Source organism: Citrobacter sp. T1.2D-1, assembly GCF_950098555.1.
GTDB classification, from domain to species: Bacteria; Pseudomonadota; Gammaproteobacteria; order Enterobacterales; family Enterobacteriaceae; genus Citrobacter_A; species Citrobacter_A telavivensis.
The window spans coordinates 245,545-270,189 of sequence record NZ_CATNHH010000001.1 but is presented as its reverse complement, the minus strand read 5'-3'; the positions used below and the strand labels follow the sequence as shown (position 1 = coordinate 270,189).

Sequence of the window (24,645 nt, the reverse complement as noted above, 5' to 3'; positions counted from 1 at the left end):
GAGTAAGATGAATCGAATTATAGTGAGTTTACTGTTGGTGGCTCTGGGACTGTTTTCACGTACTGCGCTGGCGTGGGATTGTTCGACGGTCACACCATCAACAACATTATCGCCGCAGAATATCACTATCTCCAGGGATCTGCCGGTGGGGGCCGTTATTGGTACGCAGATAATGACCCCGACAGTGAATGCGTTCAGTTGTTTTGACTCACAACAAGGAGTCATTTCCAATCAAACGTTTGGCGTAAAGGCGATTGGTACCTTCGATTCGATGGTTAATGGAGTACGCGTTTATAAAACCAACGTTAACGGTATTGGCTATGCTATTTCCGGTACAACGGCAAAGTGTGCCGGAGGGAATGCCAGCGTCACCGGGTCGAATACTATTCGAGGGGATATTAACACCGCTCAACTGTGTCAAAATACCACGGGAATGATAAGCCCCGGATTAAATGGGTCAGTCACGGTGACGTTTTATAAGACGGCGACGGAGACGGGTTCTGGGACGATATCGGCAAGAACGGTGGGGTCGTTGGTATTGCTGAATAACTCGCTGCTCTGGCAATCCCCAGAGGCCGCAGTCAATATCAATGCGTTCACGGTGACCACGCCGGCCTGCAAACTCACCACAGCATCAATCCCTGTCGATATGAAAGAGGTCGATAAAAACGCCTTTAATGGCAAAGGCACGACGCCGGGAGAGACATATACCCAGTCATTCAGTCTGCCGATGACCTGCAATGCCGGAACGGCGGTCAGCGTCAGGATGGAAGGCGATATTTATGACGCAACGAAAGGCGTTATCAATACGACCAGTGGGAGTAACGCCGCCACAGGGGTCGGGATCCAACTGCTTTATGACAATCAGCCGATGAGGCTGGGCTCAGATGTTGCGGTTGGGGCATCAAGCATTGGGGGCGGATTCTCGGTACCGCTTAAGGCGCGTTACTATCAGACGGGCGAGCGCATCACCACCGGGGCGGCGAATGGCGTCCTGTCTTTTACGATGACATACCAGTAACTAACAGGCGAATGCACATCAGAACAGGTTAACGTCAACCTGTTCTGAGCGGATTGTTAATCAGGACACATTTAATGCGGCTACGTTTGCGATGCCGTAGGGAGAAAGCCGCCAACGGCAGAGCATTCCGTATTTGCCATTACAAAATTATCTGTGCCAGTAAAAAGCCAAACGGTACCGAGAAAATAATCGACAAACATCCCGGCAGGAAGAAGGGATGATTAATGATCCTTGAGCCATTCCAGCGTGGACTGAGAAATGATCCCGTATCATCAGTGGCTATCGCAAACGCGGTTGTCGGATAAATATTCGTGATATAGAGTGCGCTGACCGCGACAAAACTGGCTAATATGGCATCTGCGCTAATGCCGATAGACGCGGCAATAGGCATCAGTAATGCACTGGTTGCCCCCTGGCTGAACAGCATTGCGCTGGTACAGAAAAATACGGCTGCTAATAAGACCGGCCAGGTGCGCAATATGTCACTGGCTTCCATTTTGATTTCATCAATATGGGCACCGATAAGCGTGCTGCTTAACCAGACAATCCCTAAAACAACCACCAGCGATTCCGCACCTGATTTAAATATCGGTGAGTTCTTCAGCTCTTTCATGTCCAGCTTGCAGGTAAAAATAATGATGGTGGACACGACAAACATCGTAATAATAATTAAGTCGCGGGAGTTGATGGTATGCCCGATAAGCGATTTAAATAGCAGCATACACACCACAAAGACAACACCTGCCAGGAATATAGCAACCGAAGATTTTCCACCAGCGGGAATCGGGCGGTGGGTATGTTTATTCAGTACAATTTTATTCTCCTGCATGATTTTTTGACACACAGGATCGTCGGCCAGTTTTGCGCCCTGTCTGCTGGCAATAAACGCCGCGATCAGCATGGCGAATAACGCGGTGGGCAGGATAACCAGCATTGCATCGCCGAAACTGACGCCCATCACTTCAACAGTGCCGTACATGATAGCCGTGGCGGCAGAGATCGGGGAGGCGGTAATCCCCAATTGTGACGCCACAACCGCAGAGCTCAGTGGCTGGCTGGGCCGGATACCATTATCTTTCGCCACTTCCTGAATCACGTTCATCACCGACATCGCGGTATAACCGGTACCGGAAAGTACCGTCAAAATAAAGGTCACGGTGGGGGCGAGAATATTAAGATAGCCAGGATGATGACGTAATAACTTTTCTGTCAGGGTGACGAGATAATCCATTCCACCGGCCTGTTGCATGGCCGAAAGTGCCACAATGGTCGACAGAATAATGAGCATCACGTCGACAGGCGGAGATCCCGCTGGAACGCCAAAGATAAATACCGAAATCGCTAATCCGATCCCGCCGGCAAACCCGACGCCAATTCCGCCCCAGCGGGCGGCAAGCATGATGGTTCCCAGCAATAAAACGACATGTAATATCACCATATATTTAACCTGCTCTTTGTTATATTTTATTTATCGGCAACGAGGTGGCGAGGTAATGAATAGTGAATATTCATTACCTGCAGTTAACGCTTATTTCTCGAAAACAGATGATTACGACATATTCATTTCTGTTTGATAGCGTTTAATCGCTGCCGTACTTTTTTGCGGGTCGGTCATATTCATCGGATCAAGCAAATAGTCCGCCTGTTCCGGCGTCAGCAGTTTTTCTGCCAGCACGACCTGCTTTACGCTGCACTGTTGTTGATACGCGGCTTTTGCAATTCGCGATCCCACCTGATAACCAAACAGCGTTGCCACGACGGTGGCCAGCGCCGTACTTTCCTCGGCGTAGCGAGCGCTCACTTCTTCATTGATCGCAATATCTTTCAGGCATTTATCGATGAATAACGGTATCCCCCGACTCAGTAACGAACAGGATTCGAAAAGCGCCTTCAGCAGTACAGGTTCCCACACGTTCAGGTCAAGCTCGCCACCCTCAACGGCCATGGTCACCGTGACGTCATTACCTATCACCTGATACGCAATTTGATTCATCAGTTCGGGCATCACCGGGTTGATTTTGCCCGGCATAATGGACGAGCCCGGTTGCACGGCCGGGACGATAATTTCATTAAAGCCTGCGCGCGGTCCTGAACCCTGAATACGAAAATCGGTTGCCATTTTGGAGAGAAAGGCGGCGATTTTTTTGAGCTGTGCGGAGAATTCAATATAAAAGTCACCGTGTTGCAGACCATCGAAGAAATCCGTTTCTGGTCGATATTTTTCGCCTGTGAGGGTTTCCAGCCACTGATAAACGGCCGGAAGATATCCCTCATGTGTGGATAACCCCGTGCCGATCGCCGTCGCCCCCAGGGGTAAACACAACGCCTCTTCGTTAACCTCGGTCAGCTTTTCTTTGAGTCTGCTGACCTGTGTGCGATACGCGCCAAACTGCTGACCAAACGTCATTGGCACCGCATCCTGAAGGCAGGTGCGGCCTAACTTCACCTTGTCGGCAAACAGACGGCTTTTGTCCGCTAACACGGCTTCCAGTTTTTCCAGTTGCACGAGCAAATGTTTAATATTCATGCGGCTGGTCATTTTCATTGCCGCAGGAATGACGTCGTTAGTTGACTGTCCCATATTGACGTGCGTATTCGGGTGAATCGCGTCATATCCCCGTGCGCCGGTGAGAAGTTCATTCGCGCGGTTAGCGACGACTTCATTCATGTTCATGTTGGTCGAGGTGCCGCCACCGCCCTGAAAAACATCAATCGGGAAATGGGCAGCAAAATTTCCGTTCATCACCTCCTGCGACGCCGTCACGATGACGGCGGCTTTCCGCGGTTCCAACGCGCCAATTTGCGCGTTCGCCTGAGCCGCCGCTTGTTTGATCGCGGCGATAGACCACAGGAAATGCGGAATATCGCCGGCCGTTTGTCCCGATACTGAAAAATTCAGTACCGCCCGTTGCGTTTGAATACCGTAGTAGGCGTCATCCGGCACCATTAAAGTTCCTAATAGATCCTTTTCTTCACGCATCGTTATCTCTCTTCCTGTATTAAGGTGTGTCGCTACCTTAATTTGCTGGCAGTACAGATAATTTGAAGTGGCTCAAAGAAAAAAAACCATTGAAAAGATAAATATTCATTATTAAAAAATGTAATAGTAGAGGCGGAGATGAAGGACATTAACTTCGATTTTAAGCAGTTACAGGCGTTTTTAGCGGTGATTGAGACCGGTTCATTTACCGCTGCGGCAAAGAAGCTCAACCTGACTCAATCCTCGATTTCTCAGCAGATAGCGAATCTGGAAAATGGCCTAAAGACAGACGTTATTAACCGCTCACAGCGACCCATTCAGATGACGATAGCCGGGCAAGCGCTGTATCCGCTGGGGAAAAAGATTATCGATAGCGGCATTTATTTGCAGGAACATATTAACGCGATCAGTCACGGGCATATTTCACATTTGAAAATTGGTTTTGTTGATTCGATCGGTAAGTCCATTGGGCTGGATATCCTTAAGTTCCTGCAACCGCAGGTAAAACATATTTTTCAGGTTACCGGTACGGCATCGGGACTGCTTTCCGCACTGAATACAGGCAGCATTAACCTGGCAATCACCATGCTGCATACTGAGATGCCGCCTAACGTCAGAATGTACCCGTTGATTGAGGAAGAGTTTCTGTGCGTTTGCCCCAAAGCCTGGTCGGAGACGCGACTGGAAGAGTTGTGTAAAAACAGGAACTACATCGCCTACACCCCCAGTACGCCAACCGGCATCCAGACGCTCAACTGGTTGAAATGGAATAACCTGTCTCCATCCATACAGTTTGAAATGGACAATGCTGATGACATTCTAAAACTTATTTCCTACGGTTATGGATGGACGCTGACCACGCCGCTGTTTATGACCACCATTCCCACGTTTACCGACTCGCTGAAGATCATCCGTATTAACAACCGTAAAGAGCGGCGCAAAATTGTCCTGTTGTGTAAGGACGACGAACTGTCTGAGTTTTATAAACATCTGGCGATTGAAGTCCGGTCGATACTGGAAACGAAACTGGAGCAAGGGTTTTACAGTAAGCTCGATTCGGATGAGGATGTGTCGTTATGAAACGAGTTTTCATGGTGAAAATGAAACCCTGACACAGGTTTTGAAAAGGCCGGATAAATAATAACCCCGGCCTTTTAATTCAACCTTAGAATATTAAAGCAATTTATACGGAGCTCTTTGAGTTCACTTGATGAAACGCGCCTGCGTTATCGGTCGTTTTTTTTACCTCATTACTGGCAACGTGAGTGAGGTCTAACTTGTGAGTTTCGGGGGCAAACCACACAGCAACCATCGTGATGACGCTCATCGCTACAGCCAGGCATGCGACAGGCCAGGATGCGCCGTCCGCCATACCGGAAAGCAGAACCGCAGCGAGCGGCGCGATGCCGCCAGAGGCAGCCGCACTGATTTCGCGGCCCAGAGATAATCCGCTGAAGCGGACCCTGGACGGAAACACTTCAGAGAAAAACGCGCCCTGGGTTCCCAACATCGCGGCAACGCCGATACCGACACCCAGCGTCATGGCAACGATCACTCCCCATGTGGTTCCGGTATTTACCAGCCAGAAAAATGGGAACGCAAAAAGTGCTGAGAAAACGGCACCAAACATGTAGATGGCTTTACGACCCCATTTATCAGATAAAGCTCCAAACATGGGGGTGGTAAACATGGCGAAGGCAGCCGCGACCGCCACAGCAACTGGGCCGACCGAAGGTGCCATATGTAGCGTCCCGACAATATAAGCAATAACAAAGGTCTGGTAGACGTAACTGACACCACTCTGGGCGACCTGAGAGCCAGCCACGACAAACAGGCTCTTCTTCTCCGTTTTTACCAGGTCGCGTAGCGGGCTTTTACTGACCGATCCGGACTTGGCCAGTTTCTCAAACGCGGCTGTCTCAGAAAGCTTCATACGGATGATCAAAGCCACAACAACCAGCAGTGCACTGAATAAAAATGGAATTCGCCAGGCCCAACCAAGGAAAATTTCTTTCGGAAATTGAGTCAGGATAGCGAAGGTGCCAGCGGACAAAAGCAGGCCGATATAAACGCCAACACCCGGGAATGATGAGTAAAACCCTCGCCGATTGACCGGAGCACTTTCCGCAGTCAGAATTGCCGCACCGCCAAATTCAGCCCCAGCGCCAAATCCCTGAATCAGACGCAGACAGACCAGCATGATCGGCGCCCATACTCCGACAGAATCATAAGTGGGTACGAAACCAATTAAGGTGGTAGCCGATCCCATCAGCAGTAGCGTGATTACCAGGACTTTTTTCCGTCCTATTTTGTCACCGAGTTGGCCGAAATAAATCGCCCCGAACGGACGAACCACAAAACCAAGCGCTAACGTTGAAAATGCCAGAATGGTTGAGACGAAATGATCCCCTTTCGGGAACATGATTTCATTGAAGACCAGAGCAGCTGCAGTGCCATACAAAAAGTAGTCAAACCATTCCAGTGCGGATCCCACTAAAGAGGCTGCGGCGACACCCTTCATTGATTTTTTCTGAGTACTCATCGGGTTTCCCCTTAATTAAAATGGTGGAGTTCGCTCATTACATTATGTAATTGAGAGGCGTGTATAAAATAAAGACTGGAAATGCGAGCCCGTCATGTACGGACTCAAATATGGCGTCATTCCCCGCGGAATTGCGGAGCGCGTTTTTCTTTAAATGCCGCTTTGCCTTCGCGGGCATCATCGGTATAGAAGCAGATAGTACGGAGATCCCTTTCGTAACGGACGGCCTGATCGAGCGGCATATTGCCGGCTGCGCGCATATTTAATTTGGCTGTCTGGGCAGCGATTGGGGGCCTCTCGCTGATAGTTATCGCCAGTTTGTTCACTGCAACCAGCATCTCTTCCTGGGAATTAAACAGTTCGTCAACAATCCCCCACGCGCATCCTGTTTCAGCGTCAATGGGATCTCCGGTGTACAGCATTCTTGAGGCTCGCGATGCACCAATCGTTTTGTTGAGATATACCGCCATCCCACCGCCGCCAACCCAGCCGAGTTTAATTTCAGGGGCTCCGAACAACGCGTTACGGGTGCTGACGCGGATATCACAGCACAATGACAGCTCGAGTCCTCCACCCAGCGCATAGCCGTTAATAGCACAGATAGTGGGTTTGTTTATCTCGGCAATGGCGTCGCAATGGTCACTCTTCATACGGTGAGCCCAGGGGGAGTGATAGGTATCCAGTTCTTTAATATCGCTGCCACAGCAGAATGCTTTAGGACCGTTTGCCGTCAGGATCACGACACGTACATCCGGTGATTCATTACAGAAGGCCGCAATTTTCGTAATGGTAACGGACATCGACGGCGTGATCGCATTTAACTTTTCCGGACGGTTCAGAGTGATGATTGCCACTCTGTTTTCAAGTGAAAACTGCACGTTCGGATCAATTGCAAAACTGAGCTCAGCCATTGATTTTTTCTCCATTAGTACGGGTTACGGTGCCGGTCTCTTTCAGAGAGGCAATATCCTGTTCGCTGTAACCCAGCTCACGCAGGATTTCATCGGTATGTTGACCCACAAACGGTGTCGGGCGTTGAAGGGAAGAAGGGGTTTTACTGAATTTAATGGCAAATCCCGGTGTTTTCACTTTGCCTTCGCTTGGATGGTCATACTCAATAAAGGCTTCGTTATGAATAACCTGAGGATCGTTAACCACATCCTCATAGCCATAGACTTCACTACTCCAGAGGCCCTCAGCATCAAAGATGTCACGCCACTCTTGGGTTGTCCGCTCCACGAGTTTTTCCCGGGTTACGCGAAAAATGAAATCACGCTGAGGTAGAGTATGACCATCCACTTCATCTTCCATCGTTTCAAATTCCGGCACGCCCAGAATTTTACCCAGAGTGGGCAGGTGAGGAGTGACCAGGGTAATAAAACTGTCTTTCGTTCTGAATACACCATAAGGTGCACGGATATAGCAGTGGCCATGCGGCTCTTCGCTGCGGCGTTGAGGTTTGAGCCCTTGGGTAAATACCGTCATTTCCTGCATCTGATTCGCAATGATCGCATCGAGCATGTTGATCTGTACCAGTTGGCCTTCACCCGTACGTTCACGATGCAGCAATGCCGCCAGTGCGCCTTCAAAGGCAGTATAGGCAGTAATCGCATCAACCAGATATTGTCCGGCAGGCTGTGGCGGGGTGTCATCTACTCCGGAGCTCAGCATCGCGCCGCTTAGCGACTGCAGCAGCAGATCCTGACCAGGGCGTTTCGAGTACGGGCCAGTCTCGCCATAACCTGACATCGATACATAGATCAGATCGGGTTTTATTTCTTTCAGCGTGTCGTAATCCACGCCAAGACGGGTGGCCACTCCCGGACGATAATTCTGGATAAACACATCAGCGGTTTCTACCAGCTTGTAAAGCAGAGCCTTACCTTCCTCATCCTTCAGGTTCACCGCCAGACTTCGCTTATTGCGGTTCAGGGAAAGGAAAGACGTGTTGATGATATTACCGTAGGCCCCCCCGGCTGAAGTATGGCGCTGCCATTCCCCCGTTGTGGGCTCCACTTTAATGACGTCTGCTCCCATATCTCCCATACGTAAAGCCGCAAACGGGCCCGCCATGGCGATTGAACAATCCAGTACCCGATACCCTTTAAGAATTGACATATAGCTACCTCGCTTATCCGTTGTCATTTATTACCGCCATCGGGCGGCTCTGTTGATGTCTTTTACGTTAGATGAAGAGCATTAGATATTATATATAATATTTAATAAATTGTGATGACGATCGATATTTGAACAACTTCAAGCCGATAAGATGAGCGGCGTTCATGAACAGAATGTCGACAAATCAAGAGGTTAAAATGAATTATTTCAAGGGGTTAACATGGGATCATCCGCGAGGTTATCGTCCACTACAGGCATGGGCAAAAGCAGATGAAACGCTGAAGGTTGAGTGGGACATCCAGAAACTTGAAGGTTTTGAGTCACATCCTATCGATGACCTGGCAGAAAAATACGACCTGTTAATTGTAGATAATCCGGGTATTGGCGAGGCTGTTGAGAAAAAGTGCCTGTGGCCACTTGAAGATCTCCTGACATCTGAACAAATGGCTTACCTGCGTGAGACCAGTACCGGCGATTCCTGGGACAGCTACCAGTACAAAGGGAAACACTGGGCAATTCCGGTGGATGCTGCATCCCAGGTTTGCGCGCTTGCCGATAGCAATATCGGTATCGCGCCGGTGAGTTGGGATGATGTGCTGTTGCTTAGCCAGGAGCATGAAGGGCGGGTTGCGTTATCACTGGGAGGGCCTCATGCTTTGCTGACTTTCTTCTCCATTTGCCAGTCGTTAGGAGGAAAGCTGTTTGAAGGCCACTGTTTCGTTCTCGATACAAGAACCGCAATCCAGGCACTGCACATTATGCAGGCTCTTTATCGTCGTCAAAATAAAGCCCTAACATCGCTTAATCCGATTGGTTTGCTGGATGAAATGGCCAAAGGGACCTTTGATTTGTGCCCGGCTATTTTTGGATATATTAATTTCAGTACACCGGATAGCGGCAGGCGAGTGAAATTCTATAACACTCCTCATTGTGGCGATTCGACAGTGCATGGGTCCGTGTTAGGGGGAACCGGTCTGGCGGTGTCTTCGCGTTGTACTCCGACCCCAGAACTTATCCGGCATATCATGACATATGTGTCTGAAGAGATGCAGAAAACACTTGTCGTGGAAAACGGCGGGCAACCAGCCAATATCTTAGCGTGGAAAGATAAACGCGCTAACGATCTGACTCACCATTTTTTTTCCGGCACGCTTGAGACAGTAACCCAAGCTTATCTTCGCCCAAAATATCATGGCTATATTTCATTCCAGGATACGTCTTCTGCAATTATTCGCAATGGCCTGATAGACGGCCTCTCAACGGAGGACATCGTTTTGGCAGTCAAAGAGAATCATAGAAAATTTCGTCTGGAATAAATCAAAATGCCGCGATGACGCGGCGTTTTCAATGACCAGTACTGTATGAAATCTGGCGATCAAAACCTAAGATAATATGGTCACGGGAACGCTGGCGATACCCCTCTACATCAGCAGATTCAATAGTGTTGATAATTTCATCGTGTTCATCACACAATAAATTGATATCAGGCACCCCTCTGGATTCATGGAAACGGCCAACCTGGGGGCCATAGTTTAAGGTACGGTACATTTCGATGATAAGATCATTACGTGTTGCCTGAACAATATAATTATGGAACTCAGCGTTCAGGTTGATAAAAGAACTGTACTGTTCATAGCGTGGTCCGTACTGTTGCGAGCGCATCGCCTGATTCAATTCCCGAAGATGTATAATTTCAGCACGGGTAATATTTTTAAGCACCATTTCCGCAATTTCAGGCTCAATAAGCAGACGCGCTTGCTGCCACTGGTAAATATCCTGTGCATCCGGTTTTGGGGCGACACGAAACCCTTTGTTATGCTCAAGAACTATCAGTTTCTCAGCGGCCAGACGAAAGAGCGCCTCACGAACCGGGATACCGCTGATCCCAAAACGCTTACTGAGGGTATTCACAATCAGTCGGGCACCAGGTTCCAACTGGTTAGAAATGATCTCCTGCTTCAGCAACTCATACACTTTATGGCTGATACTCTCGTGTTGCAGCATGGGCTTTCCCTGAGAAATTGAACAAAATATATAATATCAGTAATAAATGACCGGAGCAATTTAACAAAATAATAACAATAAGGTGCGGTATTTTACTGAGGATATTTTATTCTTTAAATTTCAATTGATTAAGTTATCTGTAAAAACAAGGAGGACTTCTTCCGGGCGGGACTGCCTTTCAAAAACAGTAAGTAAATGTATTGTCCCTGCGCGATTTTGGCCTCAATGCATTCGTGTCAGCAGTATCGCCTGATATTTACATAACCCCAATCCTTCATCATTCGGTCTCCAGCGAAGTATTGCCCGCAATTACCCTCTAAAGTAGCGGAAGTGCTTATGCCGGAGGTTGCTATGATTGCAGTGATTTTTGAAGCGGATGCGGTGCCCGCTCAGCAGGAACGATATTTACAACTCGCCGCTGAACTCAGGACGGAACTCGTTAATATTGAGGGTTTCATCTCAATTGAGCGTTTCAGAAGTTTGAGCAAGGAGGGGCGGATTTTATCGCTGTCGTGGTGGGAGAGTGAAGACGCCGTTACGGTGTGGAAAAACAACATGAAACATCGGGCCGCGCAAATGGAAGGAAGGGAGTCGATATTTTCGTTTTACCGAATCCGCGTTGCGCACGTTCTGCGTGATTATTCATCCGAATGAGAAGCGAATGGAATACCCCCCGACGTCGCTTCTGGCCGTCGGGGGAGGGTTATATCTCTGTTCTTCACAGGTACACGATTACCGCCTGAATGCCTGCAAGCTGGTCAGGTTGCTCTGCGTTTCGATGTTGAGCAGAAAATCCAATAACCCATGACATTCTGTAACCAATACAGAGGAAGGGGAATCACCGCCATTACGCAAGCAGAATGGTATCCAAAGCACACAGGGGAACGGAAAGTACATACGCTGGGGCGCTATTTCTGAGCCACTGTGAATGACAGGTCATTGCCCCGCAATCTGACAGAAAATAGCATTGGTTCGACAGCCAAATTTATTTTCCAGACGTAATTTTCTGACATAGACTTCTTTGGGTTTGAGTTGATCAAGTTCGATGATTTCTTTAAACCCTCTGCCAGCAATAAAATGAGCCAGTAGGGAATACTCAGCCCGATTCAGCGTTTCTCCCATCCGGCGATTGGCTAACTCACCTCTGAATAATCGCTTGATTTTTTGTTCAATGGCATCTTCTCTATCACAGGAGTAAATAACGCCTCTGATTTCCTGACGATTGACAAGCCAGTAATTCGCTAAGGAACTCATTTTTTTATCGGCGATCAGGATAATGTACATTTTTGTACCGATCAGGTAATCAACCCAATCCGATTTAACAAAATATCTCAGGTTAGCAAAGGAGAAGTCGATAAAGATAAAACCACGTGGTAAATGGTTTTTATACTTCATTAAAAATTTCTCAATGACCCCATTTTTAAAATAAATATTCACCTCCGGCCATACTGCGAATTGAGTATGGTCACAATACAGAGAACAGACGCTCTTCTCTGGGGAAATAAGACATGACGTCTCACAACTAATACAATGAATCTGTTTTTTCAAATACGCATTCATATATAAATTCTCCCAAGTCGTTCTCATTCATTTGTTAGGTTTCTATACACGTCTGAGATTTTTCCAAAAAATGTTAAAAAACTATCCGTGTAAAATAATTTTTCCAGTGGGAGAGGCGTATTCAAAGGTTCCATGCCCGGACTATTGATCGTCAGGCCCTCGTCATGAACAGAGAACGTATCGGTATTCCTTTGCCAGACACAGGAGAGTGTTGTCGTGTTTTTGGTAATTATCCTGGTGCTCGCGGGTGGCATATACGTCTCAATGAGCACAGGTAAATCGGTTCCCGGACCCAATTCCTTTAAACAGTCGAATGCAATACAGAACGTCTGGGGGACGGGATACTGAGAAAAAAGAGTCACAGAAACACCTGACGCACCAGGTAAATATTTTTTTGAAAATAGAACCATCTCCTGTCCTTAAGGTGGAACAATATAAAGTAAGACTATTTGACACGTTACTAATCAATTTTTCATATGTATGACTTTTATGAAAAGTAAAGTCAATATTACGTGATGTCAATAGTTCTACTATTGAAATGAGCCTATAATGCGTGTGGATAAAATACCGTAAAGGGTAAAATTCTTATATTTAAAGCAAGCATGATTTGCGATGATTTCATGCAATATATGCAAATGGAACTATTCTCTTACACGAGTAAAATAAGAATTTATTCCATACATTAAGCCATTATTGCAAGGATTTGAAGGGTATCAGAAAGAAAAAACAGCACTTTATGTTAAAGTGCAGAGCAAATGAAGTTTAGCTATCCGATAGCGTGTTGGTTACTTCATTTGAGAGAAACCTCACCGTGGATCTGTTGAGATTGAAATTCGTCAATATATAAATCGTCACGGATAATACCGCCTTTTCGCTGCCGTAGATGAGGGGGATATAACCTTTAACCCATAAATAATTTGTGGGAATACAGGTACTGCCGTTATCCGACGCCTGGACGACAATCCTGACAGCGCACTGGTCGCCGTCAAATTAGCAGAGGGATGCCAGGCTGAGCCATCAGCACCATCGGAACGTGCGGTTGACCCGAGAGAGAAGAGAGATGTGTTTCTTCTGTGTAAAGGGACAAACGGCGTTAGGAATAAACGATGCTCCGCTGAGAATTATTGCGAAATTGTTTGGTGGTCATTTTTACCACGCGTTGCCTGGATGAGGATCACCAACAGGGCAGAATTGCCTTTCATAGCGACTTACCGGCAAGCCGTTGTTTTCTTACTGAAAGTAGTGATGACGTTGGCATTGAGCGGATTTGTCGCCGGAAGGTGGTATAAGGAAAGATTGAGCGTCGTGATGACAAGGGACTGAAACTAGGCAGGACTGTACTGAATTTTTGAATTAATGCGACCCTAAATATTACCCCTTGAAAATACAAGGGGCAATATAATAAAGGTGAATATTTGATATTTGTCGTATTTTAATGGTTTTTTATTGATTAAGTGCTTATTGCATTCTGTACCCGAGGGACTAAATGTTAGATAATCTCGGGTGGATTTATCCCTGGTGTTACGTTGGTCTTTGACCGCCTGACTAGTATGCGCCGCGAGCGCTATTAGTCAGGTATTTTTTAAGTATAAGGAAGACCCGCCCTAAAAAAAAGCTGTCCTAAAAGACAGGGGATAATAATTTCGGAATGTTATTATCAGGAATGAATAAATGAACTCTTTTGTTGAGTTTTTTTTGCTTGATCGCGATAAGTTGCCGTCAGGTTTTGCCACTGAACTCTACAGACTGCGAAACCGAACATTTCGTGAGCGACTCGACTGGAAAGTGGAATGTATTGATGGCCTGGAAAAGGATCAATTTGATAACGAAAACACGACTTACCTTTTAGGCATGCATGGGGGAGAGATCCTGTGCGGCGCCCGATTTATCGACGCCACGCAACCGACGATGATCAGCGAAATATTCCATGAGTACTTTGATAATATCGCCCTTCCCACGGATATTCCCTGTTGCGAAGTGAGTCGCCTGTTTTTAGATAAAGCCAGACGTGATTCCGGGAATCTTCGCGGGATGCCAGCCAGTAAGGCACTGTTCCTCGCGATGATCATCTACTGCATGAAAAAACAGTATCGGGGTATGTACGCCGTTGCCAGTCGCGGCATGTATGCCATATTTCGTCATGCTAACTGGAAAATAGACGTGATTCAGAAAGGTCTTTCTGAGAAAGGTGAGACTATCTACTATATTTTTATGCCGGCAAGTGAAAGCGCGGTCGAAAGCATCATCAGTAAAGACAAGGACAGCCACTGGCTCCGCGAGATACTTCAACAACTTCGCCGTATGTAATTGCGCACGGAGTTCAGTTATCCAGTAATCTGAGCTCCATTCCGAGTTTTACCGCATGTCTGGCGTTGTTCACGCCCAGCTTCTTCATCGCATTACCCATATGAAATTTCACGGTTCGCTCAGCAATTGATAAAATAACCGAGACTTCAGCGTACGTTTTACCTGCACTGACCCATTTCAAAATCTGCCGTTCACGCGGTGACAAAAAAACGTTCTTTTTTTGATGAACTTTACTGTAGAGATCGAGTGTCTTCTGATGTAACTGAATGAGAAAATGCATGAAATGTGCACGACAGGTTTCCATCTCAATACCCGAATCCTTCTGGCTGATGATGGACAACACGACAAGATTATTCAGATAGTCATGCAGGGGAAACGTTTGGCCCTGAAAAATATTGTGTTCAGAACTTTCACTGAAAATGCGGGTAAGATTATAACCGCTTGCCAGCAAAACCTTGTTCTCCCAGAAAAAATCCTCAACGCTGCTTAATGCCCTAATAATAACAGGGTCAATAAACTGATATTTTCTTTCAAGATAGATATCAAACCACTCAGGATTATTATTGATAATCTGCATTTGCGAGGGATCTTTCTTGTTCATGATCGCATATGCGTAGACCGTATTTTTGTAGTCCTTAATGAACGTATTCAGTTCATTCTGGATTAACGCATTGATCCCTTCATCGCTGTAATACATATCCTTCACGCCAGCTGCTGCCTCTGAGATGAGTGTTTGAATAAGTATAACCTGCCTCGTTGCCTGACAAAATGGACTTATCCCACAACAGTCGATATTTTCTGTCCTCTTGACGAGTCTGTTTACCGCCTGAAAAGGTCTGATTTGATGCCAGTTCGCTATCGTGCAGGCGAAAAGCATGTTTGATCAGAATGATATGGCGTTGCCCATAAACGTTTCGAGCATATTCCCGCCTACCGGCGGGGAGATGAGATATCCCTGAAAGCGATCGATACCTAAGGCTTTTAATATCGCAAATTTCTCTGCACTGTCCACCCCTTCGGCAACGCAGCGACTGCCTGTCAGCATACAGTAATAGTTCAGGCTTTTTATCAGCGCCAGTGCGTGTGGATCGCGTTGCATATCATTGATAATGCCCCTGTCCAGCTTATATTCGCTAAACTGGATCTGCCTGACCGGAAACATCACGCTGCCTTGTGAAAAGCAGTCATCCAGCATAATACGAAAGCCGAGCTGTTTTAATTTGTCGATGTTCGCGGCGGTTTTTCCTCTTTGACTGACATCGATGGTTTCAGCAAATTCCAGTACCAGCCTCTCCGTTCGCTGCGGCGAATGCAACTGCTGTTTTGCGGTTTCCAGCATTCGCGGAAGGCATTCATGACCGGCGATGGCGGCAGGGATGTTCAGTGAGAAATAAAACTCCCCGGGATGCTGGTTGATTCGCTGTATGGCTTCCTGCAAAACAAACGCAGTCAGTACCTGCCAGGCGTATTCGGCGCGTATCTGTGGCAAAAATTCACCGGGTTGCAGGACCGTTCCATTGCGACGCCAGCGTGAGAGAATTTCCACACCCTGTAATCGATGGGTGCTATCAACAATCGGTTGAAATACCGGAAAGAGTTGTCGGCAATGGATGGCATGGACGAATTCACGTTCGAAGGGGGATAGCGGATTGATGCCGCTTCTGTTCTGCCGGGTTTCCGGATTGCCGGGAAAATGTGCTGCCAGTTTTGGGTGATGTTCTGCCATCTTTTTGAGTCCTGATGTCCTCTGGTTATAAAGCGTTTTTTGGCTGATACCCTGCTGTTGTGCCCGCTCCATGATGTTGTATCCATGCAATAAATCCAGAATGGCGTTTAGCTCAGGTTTGCTGAGGCCAACCGCCGGTTTGCCATAAACCAGCCTCGCTTTTTCTGCTCGTTGCATCAGAAAAGGGGCCTCCTGAAATCCATGCCCGCGCAGCTGTGCCGCAATGCAGCGAGTTGGCAAGTCGGAGGCGGCGACCCGGATTTCGCTAAGCAGACTGCGACGGGTAACAAGATGCCCCAGCGTGTGCCACAACCAACGGTCAGGACAGCGGCTAAGGATTAGCATCGGCAGGGGAGCGGCGGACTGGTCCAGCAAAACCGCCGCTTGCTGCAGCGTCGTGAGCAACCCAAGGGGATCGTCAGGAAGAAACACCACGATTCGGCGTGCTGGCGCCAGGGCGGGAAGCGCCGAAATATCCAGCGACTGTGCGTCCAGTTGCGTCAACTGCTGGCGGTCTGACGCCATCATCCTTGCGAGTCCTTCGCCAGCATAGGGGCAGGGCGACAGAATGTAGTCCATCGTGGGGCTTCCCGTATCACTGATAAACAAACGTCACCCCGATGATTGACTGAACATTTCCCGCCGTAACCTGTCCGCTGGTTCGCGCGTAATTGGCCGTTAAGCCGAGGCTCACGGCAGAGGTGCTGACCGTCCCTAATGACACGGTGCTGTTGGTGGGGACGACACTGCCGTTGCGCGTGAGTTGGACGCCAATGCCCAATGCCGGAGAGGACGATGCGGTATTGGTGAAGATTGAACTGGCGGAATCCGCCGTGGTTCCCGAGAGGTAATACGCCAGTTTCTGGCTTTGCGCGCAGTAAACGGTCAGAGGGATGGGCATGGAGCCTGGGTAGTCAGGCAGGGTCACCGTCACGTCGCGGGCGGAGACGTCGCAGCCGCCGGTAGGAATGACCACATTGTTGTTGGCGTAGATGTTCCAGACGAACTGAAAGTCATCGCTGTCTTTGCTGTTGGTCTGGCGGAGAATCAGTTTGGCAATAAGCGTTCCGGTGCTTATCGCCACGCCGCCGGCAGAGCTGATCGGCGTCAGATACAGTACGGTCGGCCAGGGTTTATCGATTTTCGAGTCATAGATCATCCGCGCGGTTTCGCTGGTGGTGGGAAACGGGTAGCTGGAACCGTTGTATTTTACTGTGCCGGAAAAACTCGCTAACACGCCGCCGTAAGCGGACCCCTGCTGGAGAGTGACATAGTCGGTTATGGTTTCAGGATAATCGTTGTGACAAAAAATCTGCGTTGAGAGATCGACGACCAGGTTTTGCCCGACGTTCACCGCCGGTGCGAGGTCGACATAGACATTAGCGCTGCCGCCGCCAATAGGAATTGTCGCCCCGCTAGCGGTTTTGCAGGCGAAGGACCAGGCATTGACCGACCAGCCCAACAGTAGCAACGTCGTCAGCAGGGTGATGATTTTTTTCATTAACATACTCTCCTGGTCAGGCATAGGTGTAGGTCACGTTAATCACGGCCTGGATAGTTCCCTGGGTTGCGCCGCCGTTGACGGATATCGCTCTGACCTGTAAAGGAAAACGGGTGGCCTGCGTGGCGTCATCCACCTGAACAGACTTTGTCGCGCCGGTGTTCAGTCGGTTACCGCTGTCATCCTGGAGTTCAAGCTGGATATTTCCGGCGCTCCCCTGATTTTTGTAATAGCCGGTACTGTCGGCCGTACCGCTGAAGCTGGCTGTAACGCGGGACGTACCGACCGGACAGTTGCTCAGATCGAGCGCCACGGTATGCCAGGCGGAGGTGGAACCGGCCGAGACCAGACTGAAGGTGTAGAGATCGCCAAGCTCGACGGTGGCATTGGTGGTGGATACCGTGCACGGTTTCGCTACCACTTTTCCGTTCACGGTAATTGTCACGTCGGCTGCCTGTAGCGTTGAGGGGGCTGCCAGTATTACTGCCAGTAGCCAGCCGGGTTGAAACCATCTCATCAGAGCCTCCGCTTACTGAAATTCAAGAGTGAATGTCGCTGTTGCATTAACGTGTCCTGGCGTGACGGGCACCTGCGTCGCCATCAGGCGGGCATAAAAGTTTAGCGTGTTGGTCTGGCCGGGCGTCAGGGTGGTCCAGGGTAGGGTGGATGATCCGGCATTGAGGGGCAGCTCCGTCTGCTGTCCGTTGAGGATCTGGATCCCCATTCCGGCCGCCGCCGAGTTTCCGCTGTCGAGTTGCAATAAATGGGTGTTGTCGTTATCACGAATACCAGTAAAACCGACCTTCACCGCAGTGACTGAACTGCCGCAGGGGGAGAGCACAATACGGAACGGGACGGGAGGCGTGGTCGCGCCGACGCGGCTGAACTGTTTTGCCGCGTTATCCAGTAGATCGACAGTAAAATCTTTGGATTCGCCCGCCACAGCACAGGCGTTATCCCTGACATACCCGCTGATCGTAATGGTGCTGTCGGCGGCAAGCGCGTTAGCGGCAGCCAGCGAGAAAACGACACCCAGCAGATAAAGACGTTTTTTCATCATCATGTCCTTAGCGGCACTCCGCCGTGAGCTGAATGAGTCGTTGTTGCTGGTTCTCTGCGGTCAGGCGGTAATCCGCCACGCAACTGGCGCTCGCAGCGTTCCCCCATTTCACCTGCACCTTTCCCGCCAGCGGCATGCCGCTTAGATAAACCAGACCGTTATCGGCGACGATGCTGCCGCTTTTATTGCTGTCAGAAGTGACCATCGCGCCAAACGGAACCGGTTTGCCGTTGTGGATTAGCGTCATCAGCAGTTTCATCCCGACATGGGCATTAAATTCGGCACGGACGATCGCACCGTGCGTGGGTACGACGTTGATGACGGCATCATCGAGATCAACGTTGTCGGCGAGCGTATTGGTATTCAGCGCAACCCTGTTTTCGCGGTATTCGGTGGCGTAAGGCAGGACGGCGTAACCCCGCCAGTCGGTACGGACTCCGGTCTGGTTTTCGACTTTCACGCCCTCAGCGCCCGGTGCTTTTATTAACACCACCGTGTCATTGAGCGGTTGGCTCAGCGTGACGCCGTTGGCATGCGCCAGTACGCCACCGCTCATCCCGTAATAGAGCTGTTTGAGACCGTCACTACGGCTGTAACCGACGTTGGCGTTGCCGTAACTGCTGCGGTAGTTCAACGCGGCATAGCCTGTGCTGCCGCTGTTACCTTCACCGCCGCCCGCATAGCCGGTTTGCACGCTGTAGCTGAGGTTATTGTCTTCCAGCAAGGTGCCATACAGCCCCGCCAGGTTGGTCATTCGACCGTTAAGGTCGTTCGACATGCTGTAGCTGGCGCTGGCGTGTCGCCAGACGGACTGGCTGTCCGATCGCAACCAGTGGCTGAAGGGGATATTGACGTTAATCGCGAGCATCTGATCGCGCCCCTCCTGCCAGGCGTTTTTGGTCAGGCTGTAACTCAGTGTCCAGTTGATATCGTCGATGGCGGTGTTCAACCCAGCCTGCAACTGTTCGTCGGCGCTGTCGGTGCCCCAGTATGTCTGGTGGCTTCCGCTCAGATAGAGCGTGGCGGTGCGGCCTAACTGTTGGGTCAGACTCACCTGCACTTTGCCGCGCTTGTTATAGGCGAGGTTGTAGTAATCCGTGAATTTTGGCTGTACCTGAATGACCCCATCCTGCGTTTCAACGCTATAGCCGCTCATACGACGGTAAGTGGTATCGGCAAAGCTAAAATAACCGCGTGTGGAGTAGCGATAGCCCACCAACTGGATGTTCGTGCCAACGTCGCTCAGTGATTTGTTATAGAGAAAACGTACCGACTGCCCCTGATGTTTGCTGTCATCGGGCAGGGTGGCATTGGCCTGAGTGACATCTACCGACAGCGCCCCCAACACCCCCATATTTTTCCCCACCCCCAGATTGAAGGCGCGGTAGCGGTCCGCCAGTTGAGTGCCGCCGTACAGGGTCCAGCCTGCCGGAAGGCCGTGGAGTACGGTGCTCTGAAAGAACGTCGGTTCTTCCTGCTGATCGTTACCGCTACGGTACTCTCCGGCGGTGACGGCATAACGGGTGTGGCCTTCACGTTGCAGCACCGGAACCGAGGAGTAAGGAACGGTGAAATTCTGGCTGCTGCCGTCGGTTTCCTTGATGGTGACCTGCAGATCGCCACCGTTACCTGCGGCATAAAGATCGCTAATGGTGAAGGGGCCGGGCGGTACCGTGCTGTGATAGATCTCATAGCCGTTTTGTTTGATGGAGACCTGTGCCGTACCGCGGGCAATACCGTGGATCACGGGGGCGAAACCTTTCTGGCTGTCCGGCAGCATATTGTCATCAGAGGCGAGTTGCGCGCCGCGAAAGTTAATACCGTCAAAGACATCGCCGTTGGTATAGCTATCGCCGAGCGTCAGGCGCGAGCGTAACGGCGTGATATCCCGTTCCAGCCAGGTATTGACGTGCTGCCATGTGTTGTCATTACCAGAAGATCCACCGCCGCTACTGTAGCTCCACGTGGTATTGTCACGCAGACGCCACGCACCAAGGTTAAGCCCACTTTGCAGGTTCAGATATGCATAATTGCTGCTGCCGCCGATGTCGTTCTGGACAGTGTTACCTGTGAAGTTGTAGTTCAGTAACCCTGCCGTAATACCGTTATCCCATTGTTCCGGCGGGATGTAGCCCCGCGCCTGATTACCCATAAACGCCTGAGGGATAGTCAGGTGCAACTGCTGTTGCCCCACGTCTAAACGTGCGGTAGCGTCTTTAATCATCTCCGTTAACGGAACGCAGGCGTCGGTCGCCAGCGCATCCATTCCATTCACTGATGCGGTGTTAAGCCCCATCGCCGCGAGTTGTCCACGCGTCAGGCAAGGAGCCAATTCGTGACTGTTTTCGCTGGCATGGAAGGTGACATCGCGGGTGGTCATATACCCGTCATTCAGCCAGATATCGACGCGGTACGTGCCGGGGGGCAACTCATGCCCTTTCTCAAAACCGGAAAGATCCGCGACGGCAGATGGATCGTCCGCCAGAAAACGCGGGTTAAAATAGAGCTCTGCCCGCGCGGAAAATGTCTGCAAAACGAGCAGAAGGGCAAGGGCTGTCTGCGCAATGATGCCTGCCAAACGTGGCGCGTACTGCCGTATACGGCGGGAGCTCAAACGGTCGAGTCCAAATTTCAGATATGACATTAGTCCCTCCGGTTCGAGATCACCCGGCTGTCAGTTCTTTTTTTATTCAGGGATGACGCTGGTTTCCCCGTGCGTTATTACATTGCGCCTTTCATGCGCGGCGTCAGCGCGCCATAGTCATTAATGGTCTTATAGGTAATTTCGCTGCCTGCATCGGCGGGTAATGCCACGCGGGTTTCGCCCATCGGTGGAACGAGTGCATTTTCCAGCGTTCGGGTGCCCGCGCTGAGTTCAGTCACCGTCAGGTAGTACGGCGTTGGATTGATCAACGTCAGCGAGCCTGCGCTACGGCGAAAGGTGAGTTTTTCGGGGGCCTGATCCGGCGACAGTGCGAGTCCGGCCGGACGGTAATACAGCTTAATGCGGCTGATAATGGCCAACTGTAGGGTGTTGTCGCTGAGCTTCGATTTGTCCATCGACGGGATCGCTTTGACATTCATCCAGAACAGACTTTCCCGGTCCTGGGGCAACTGATTATTGGTCGCATCGAGAATACGCAAGGTGTTCTCTTTTTTTCCCTGCATGGCAAACAGTGGCGGGGTAACGACAAAGCGTCCGTCTTTGACGCCCTCGGCATTTTCAACCCATGACTGGAGCAGATACGTACTGTTGTCATCATTGTTGGTGACCGCCAGTTGCACCTGTTTTTGACCCGCCGGATAAATCACCCGAGTCGCGCCCAGCGCCACGCCCGCTTCGGCCTGGGTGAAGGATCCCATAGCGGTTACCAGCAGCACGCCTGCCAGCAGACGGCGCATCATTGTGCGTGTTTTTTTCATGTTTACCCCTGTTGTTCTCACCGTTATTTCCTGTATTCGATATCTCTGCGGGTTAATTACTGGTAGGTCAAAGAGAACCAGGCCTGTGCGTTGGCGGTTCCTCCGGTGACCTGACGTCCGGTAGAACGATATTTCGCTACGAAATGCAGTGTGGTTGGCCCGCTGTAGAGGCGCGATCCGCTAACCGGTGGAAGGTTAAGAGGAAGTTGGCTGCCTTCTTGATCAAATAACGCTATCCCAATACCGGTGGCGATCCCTGGCCCTTCTCCCACGGAGAGGACATCGGGGTTTTTCCCATCGGCAATGCCATGAAACGTCACCCCGACACGTTGGCTTACGGCTGTATTGCACTCCTGGAGATGAATGTCGAAAGGGACAGGGTTGGCATCTTCCCCTGCCGCATGAAATCGATTGCTGCTGATCTGCCCCATTTGCACGGTCATCTGACGATCGCCTGCCTCAACACGGCAGGATTCGGCAATGATGACGCCCTGGAAACGCATGCTTCCGCCGGGCAACGTGACATTCCACTTGTTTCCAGCCAGCGCGCAGGCGGGGAGTAAAAGCATCAGCAGTCCTGATTTCATCCTGTGCATCGTTATCACCTCAGTCCCATTGCGGATAACAGGCCGTCCTGGCCCCATTCGCTTCCCTGCCTGATGAATTACTGGTATTGAACTTTGAAGGTGGCGTCAGCGTTAGCAGTACCGGCTGTTGCTGCGCCCGTTGCAAAGTAACGGGCCTGGAACGGGATGATGTTGGTGCCATCGTTCAGGGTTGTCGCGGCGCTAAAGGTTGCGCCGTCCAGCGCCAGTGGGGTGCCTTTGTTGTCGAGGATCTGGACGCCAACGTTGGTGGCGCTACCGGCTGCGGAGCTCTGCAACGCCAGTACGGTGTTATTGGTGGTATCAATCGCCGTGCCAGAGAAAGCCACAGAGGCTTTGGTTGATACGCTGGTATCACAGTCATCAAGCTGAATGTTGAAACCGACGGAAGAACTGGTACTGCCCGCCGTCGCCAGTTTTGCCGAGCGAACCTGACCAAGCTGTACGGTTTGATCGACAGAACCGGCATCGACGGCGCAGGCGGCGTTAACGACTTCCCCTTTAAAATGCACTGTACCGCCGTTTACCGTGGTGGTATCGGCCAGAGCCGCCGCGGAAGCCAGAGACAGAGCTGACATAGCAACGATAGCCAGTGTTTTAATTTTCATGCTGTTTTCCTTTAAACAATATCGATATAACGAACCCAAATGGGCAGTCGTTATGCCTTCCAGGCATTCCATGTTTCAACAGAATGGTACGACTGCCGGTTCTGCACAGTTTTCGCCCAACGAATGAGACAATTGGGGCCATTTTGACTCATTGGGATAAATGTCTTGAAATGGCGCTAATTTTTTTATTTGTTGGATTTTTATGTTTTCTTTTTGTGCTTTATAAATACAAAAAACTGCATTGTGATTTTTAACAGGCGGACGGATACAGGGCAGGGTTCAGAGGGCGAAATCCCAAAAGTCTTTAAACGCGGAGGTGGGTGAGAAAAAATATTGAGGATAATGCTATTCTAATCAACGAGATAATTAGTGATTTTTGATAATGCTCAACTTGTTAGTTGCAAAGCTTTACGCATTTTTTTTATGATATAAACAGTTTGGCCCCAATTGACCTATTCATGCAAAGACTTCCCTTTCTATATCAATAAGTTATCTTATTTCTTTTTCTCCTGTGAAATGACTTCTAACAGACTGCTCCTCTCCCATAATCCGGCAAAACGTGCGGCGTTGCTGGCGGTGTAACGGACGGTATGGCGAATATTACGGTGGCCAAGATAATCCTGAATCAGGCGCGTATCTGCCCCCCTTTCGGCAAGTTCATAACCGCAGGCGTGACGTAACATATGGGGATGGGTATGGGTGACGGTTCCGGCATCAATGCCTGCAGCCCGAATAATACGATACGCTTGTTGGCGAGAAAGCGGTGTCCCCCGGCGGGAGATAAACACGGCGTCAGTCCGACTTGCGCCTCTCCAGTCTGCTCGCGCCTGACTCCAGCGTTCAACGGCCTCACGCTCATCAAAACGCAGTGGATGGATGGTGGAAAAACCGTTTTTTAGTCGACGGATATTGATTCGTCCCTCGTTAAGATCGAAGTCGCGGTAATGCAGATCGAGGAGTTCACTGATGCGCATACCGTGACGGAATGCCAGTAAAATAAGGCAATAATCTCGCTCCCCGGTCGCGCCATGCCGGGCGGCCAACATCATAGCGTGTACTTCTTTGCCGGTAAGATAACGACGTCGATTCACAATACATTACTCCTGAAATATGTTTCTGATAGTGAACGCCTGTAGCCAACATCATGCGATTAAAAAATAATCTGCGATGTTAAAGGCATATTATATTTA

General features: G+C 49.8%; 22 protein-coding genes. 5 read left to right on the top strand and 17 right to left on the bottom strand.

Features of this window, described 5'->3' with window-relative positions:
• Positions 1-7: 7 nt before the first annotated feature.
• Positions 8-1,021, top strand: a complete 1,014-nt coding sequence (locus QQZ17_RS01295; protein ID WP_152402258.1) for a fimbrial protein — start codon at positions 8-10, stop codon at positions 1,019-1,021.
• A gap of 139 nt (positions 1,022-1,160) precedes the next feature.
• Here the strand turns inward: QQZ17_RS01295 and QQZ17_RS01290 are convergent, their stop codons facing one another.
• Both QQZ17_RS01290 and QQZ17_RS01285 read right to left on the bottom strand, forming a co-directional pair.
• Positions 1,161-2,459, bottom strand: coding sequence for an anaerobic C4-dicarboxylate transporter (locus QQZ17_RS01290; protein WP_152402259.1), 1,299 nt, complete (start codon positions 2,457-2,459; stop codon positions 1,161-1,163).
• 111 nt (positions 2,460-2,570) lie between these two features.
• The gene (locus QQZ17_RS01285; RefSeq protein WP_152402260.1) at positions 2,571-4,001 is read right to left on the bottom strand and encodes an aspartate ammonia-lyase; all 1,431 of its coding nucleotides are present in this window, start codon (positions 3,999-4,001) and stop codon (positions 2,571-2,573) included.
• A 138-nt stretch (positions 4,002-4,139) separates the two neighbouring features.
• On the opposite strand from QQZ17_RS01285, the gene QQZ17_RS01280 reads away from it, so the two are divergent.
• Positions 4,140-5,081, top strand: coding sequence for a LysR family transcriptional regulator (locus QQZ17_RS01280; protein WP_152402263.1), 942 nt, complete (start codon positions 4,140-4,142; stop codon positions 5,079-5,081).
• A gap of 103 nt (positions 5,082-5,184) precedes the next feature.
• On the opposite strand, the gene QQZ17_RS01275 is transcribed toward QQZ17_RS01280, so the two are convergent.
• The 3 genes from QQZ17_RS01275 to QQZ17_RS01265 all read right to left on the bottom strand — a co-directional run bounded on the left by QQZ17_RS01275 (position 5,185) and on the right by QQZ17_RS01265 (position 8,661).
• Positions 5,185-6,543 carry an MFS transporter gene (locus QQZ17_RS01275; protein ID WP_152402265.1) on the bottom strand — a complete coding sequence of 453 codons (1,359 nt, stop codon included), beginning with the start codon at positions 6,541-6,543 and terminating at the stop codon, positions 5,185-5,187.
• Between the two features lie 116 nt (positions 6,544-6,659).
• Positions 6,660-7,454 (bottom strand): enoyl-CoA hydratase/isomerase family protein, encoded by a 795-nt coding sequence (locus tag QQZ17_RS01270; RefSeq protein ID WP_152754356.1) that lies wholly within the window; start codon positions 7,452-7,454, stop codon positions 6,660-6,662.
• Entirely contained in the window at positions 7,447-8,661 is a 1,215-nt protein-coding gene (locus QQZ17_RS01265) for a CaiB/BaiF CoA transferase family protein (RefSeq protein WP_152402267.1), read from the bottom strand. The genes QQZ17_RS01270 and QQZ17_RS01265 overlap by 8 nt, the downstream gene beginning before the upstream one ends.
• 164 nt (positions 8,662-8,825) lie before the next feature.
• On the opposite strand from QQZ17_RS01265, the gene QQZ17_RS01260 reads away from it, so the two are divergent.
• Positions 8,826-9,977 (top strand): carbohydrate ABC transporter substrate-binding protein, encoded by a 1,152-nt coding sequence (locus QQZ17_RS01260; protein WP_152754355.1) that lies wholly within the window; start codon positions 8,826-8,828, stop codon positions 9,975-9,977.
• Positions 9,978-10,005: 28 nt separating this feature from the next.
• Here the strand turns inward: QQZ17_RS01260 and QQZ17_RS01255 are convergent, their stop codons facing one another.
• A complete protein-coding gene (locus QQZ17_RS01255; protein ID WP_152402271.1) occupies positions 10,006-10,665 on the bottom strand; it encodes a GntR family transcriptional regulator in 660 nt (219 codons plus the stop codon).
• Positions 10,666-11,016: 351 nt separating this feature from the next.
• Here QQZ17_RS01255 and QQZ17_RS01250 point away from each other — a divergent pair, with 351 nt between their 5' ends.
• On the top strand, positions 11,017-11,319 hold the full coding sequence (locus QQZ17_RS01250) for an antibiotic biosynthesis monooxygenase family protein (protein WP_152402273.1): 303 nt from the start codon (positions 11,017-11,019) through the stop codon (positions 11,317-11,319).
• 282 nt (positions 11,320-11,601) lie between these two features.
• Here the strand turns inward: QQZ17_RS01250 and QQZ17_RS01245 are convergent, their stop codons facing one another.
• Positions 11,602-12,060, bottom strand: a complete 459-nt coding sequence (locus QQZ17_RS01245) for a helix-turn-helix transcriptional regulator (protein WP_235922366.1) — start codon at positions 12,058-12,060, stop codon at positions 11,602-11,604.
• Between the two features lie 1,836 nt (positions 12,061-13,896).
• Here QQZ17_RS01245 and QQZ17_RS01240 point away from each other — a divergent pair.
• Positions 13,897-14,532 (top strand): acyl-homoserine-lactone synthase, encoded by a 636-nt coding sequence (locus tag QQZ17_RS01240; RefSeq protein ID WP_152402277.1) that lies wholly within the window; start codon positions 13,897-13,899, stop codon positions 14,530-14,532.
• A 13-nt stretch (positions 14,533-14,545) separates the two neighbouring features.
• Here QQZ17_RS01240 and QQZ17_RS01235 read toward each other — a convergent pair whose 3' ends face one another.
• The 10 genes from QQZ17_RS01235 to QQZ17_RS01190 all read right to left on the bottom strand — a co-directional run bounded on the left by QQZ17_RS01235 (position 14,546) and on the right by QQZ17_RS01190 (position 24,546).
• Positions 14,546-15,229, bottom strand: a complete 684-nt coding sequence (locus QQZ17_RS01235) for a helix-turn-helix transcriptional regulator (RefSeq protein ID WP_152754354.1) — start codon at positions 15,227-15,229, stop codon at positions 14,546-14,548.
• A 186-nt stretch (positions 15,230-15,415) separates the two neighbouring features.
• On the bottom strand, positions 15,416-16,837 hold the full coding sequence (locus QQZ17_RS01230) for an EAL domain-containing protein (protein WP_152402279.1): 1,422 nt from the start codon (positions 16,835-16,837) through the stop codon (positions 15,416-15,418).
• A 16-nt stretch (positions 16,838-16,853) separates the two neighbouring features.
• Positions 16,854-17,759 (bottom strand): fimbrial protein, encoded by a 906-nt coding sequence (locus QQZ17_RS01225; protein ID WP_152402281.1) that lies wholly within the window; start codon positions 17,757-17,759, stop codon positions 16,854-16,856.
• A 16-nt stretch (positions 17,760-17,775) separates the two neighbouring features.
• Positions 17,776-18,276 (bottom strand): fimbrial protein, encoded by a 501-nt coding sequence (locus QQZ17_RS01220; protein ID WP_152402283.1) that lies wholly within the window; start codon positions 18,274-18,276, stop codon positions 17,776-17,778.
• 12 nt (positions 18,277-18,288) lie between these two features.
• A complete protein-coding gene (locus QQZ17_RS01215; protein ID WP_152402285.1) occupies positions 18,289-18,816 on the bottom strand; it encodes a fimbrial protein in 528 nt (175 codons plus the stop codon).
• Between the two features lie 10 nt (positions 18,817-18,826).
• Positions 18,827-21,463, bottom strand: a complete 2,637-nt coding sequence (locus tag QQZ17_RS01210) for a fimbrial biogenesis usher protein (RefSeq protein WP_152402287.1) — start codon at positions 21,461-21,463, stop codon at positions 18,827-18,829.
• A 77-nt stretch (positions 21,464-21,540) separates the two neighbouring features.
• Complete coding sequence (locus QQZ17_RS01205) at positions 21,541-22,242, bottom strand: fimbria/pilus periplasmic chaperone (protein ID WP_284554097.1); 702 nt, start codon at positions 22,240-22,242, stop codon at positions 21,541-21,543.
• A 56-nt stretch (positions 22,243-22,298) separates the two neighbouring features.
• Entirely contained in the window at positions 22,299-22,838 is a 540-nt protein-coding gene (locus QQZ17_RS01200) for a fimbrial protein (RefSeq protein WP_152402289.1), read from the bottom strand.
• Between the two features lie 68 nt (positions 22,839-22,906).
• Positions 22,907-23,455, bottom strand: a complete 549-nt coding sequence (fimA, locus tag QQZ17_RS01195) for a type 1 fimbrial major subunit FimA (RefSeq protein ID WP_152402290.1) — start codon at positions 23,453-23,455, stop codon at positions 22,907-22,909.
• A gap of 494 nt (positions 23,456-23,949) precedes the next feature.
• Positions 23,950-24,546, bottom strand: coding sequence for a tyrosine-type DNA invertase (locus QQZ17_RS01190; protein ID WP_152402293.1), 597 nt, complete (start codon positions 24,544-24,546; stop codon positions 23,950-23,952).
• Between the last annotated feature and the right edge of the window lie 99 nt (positions 24,547-24,645).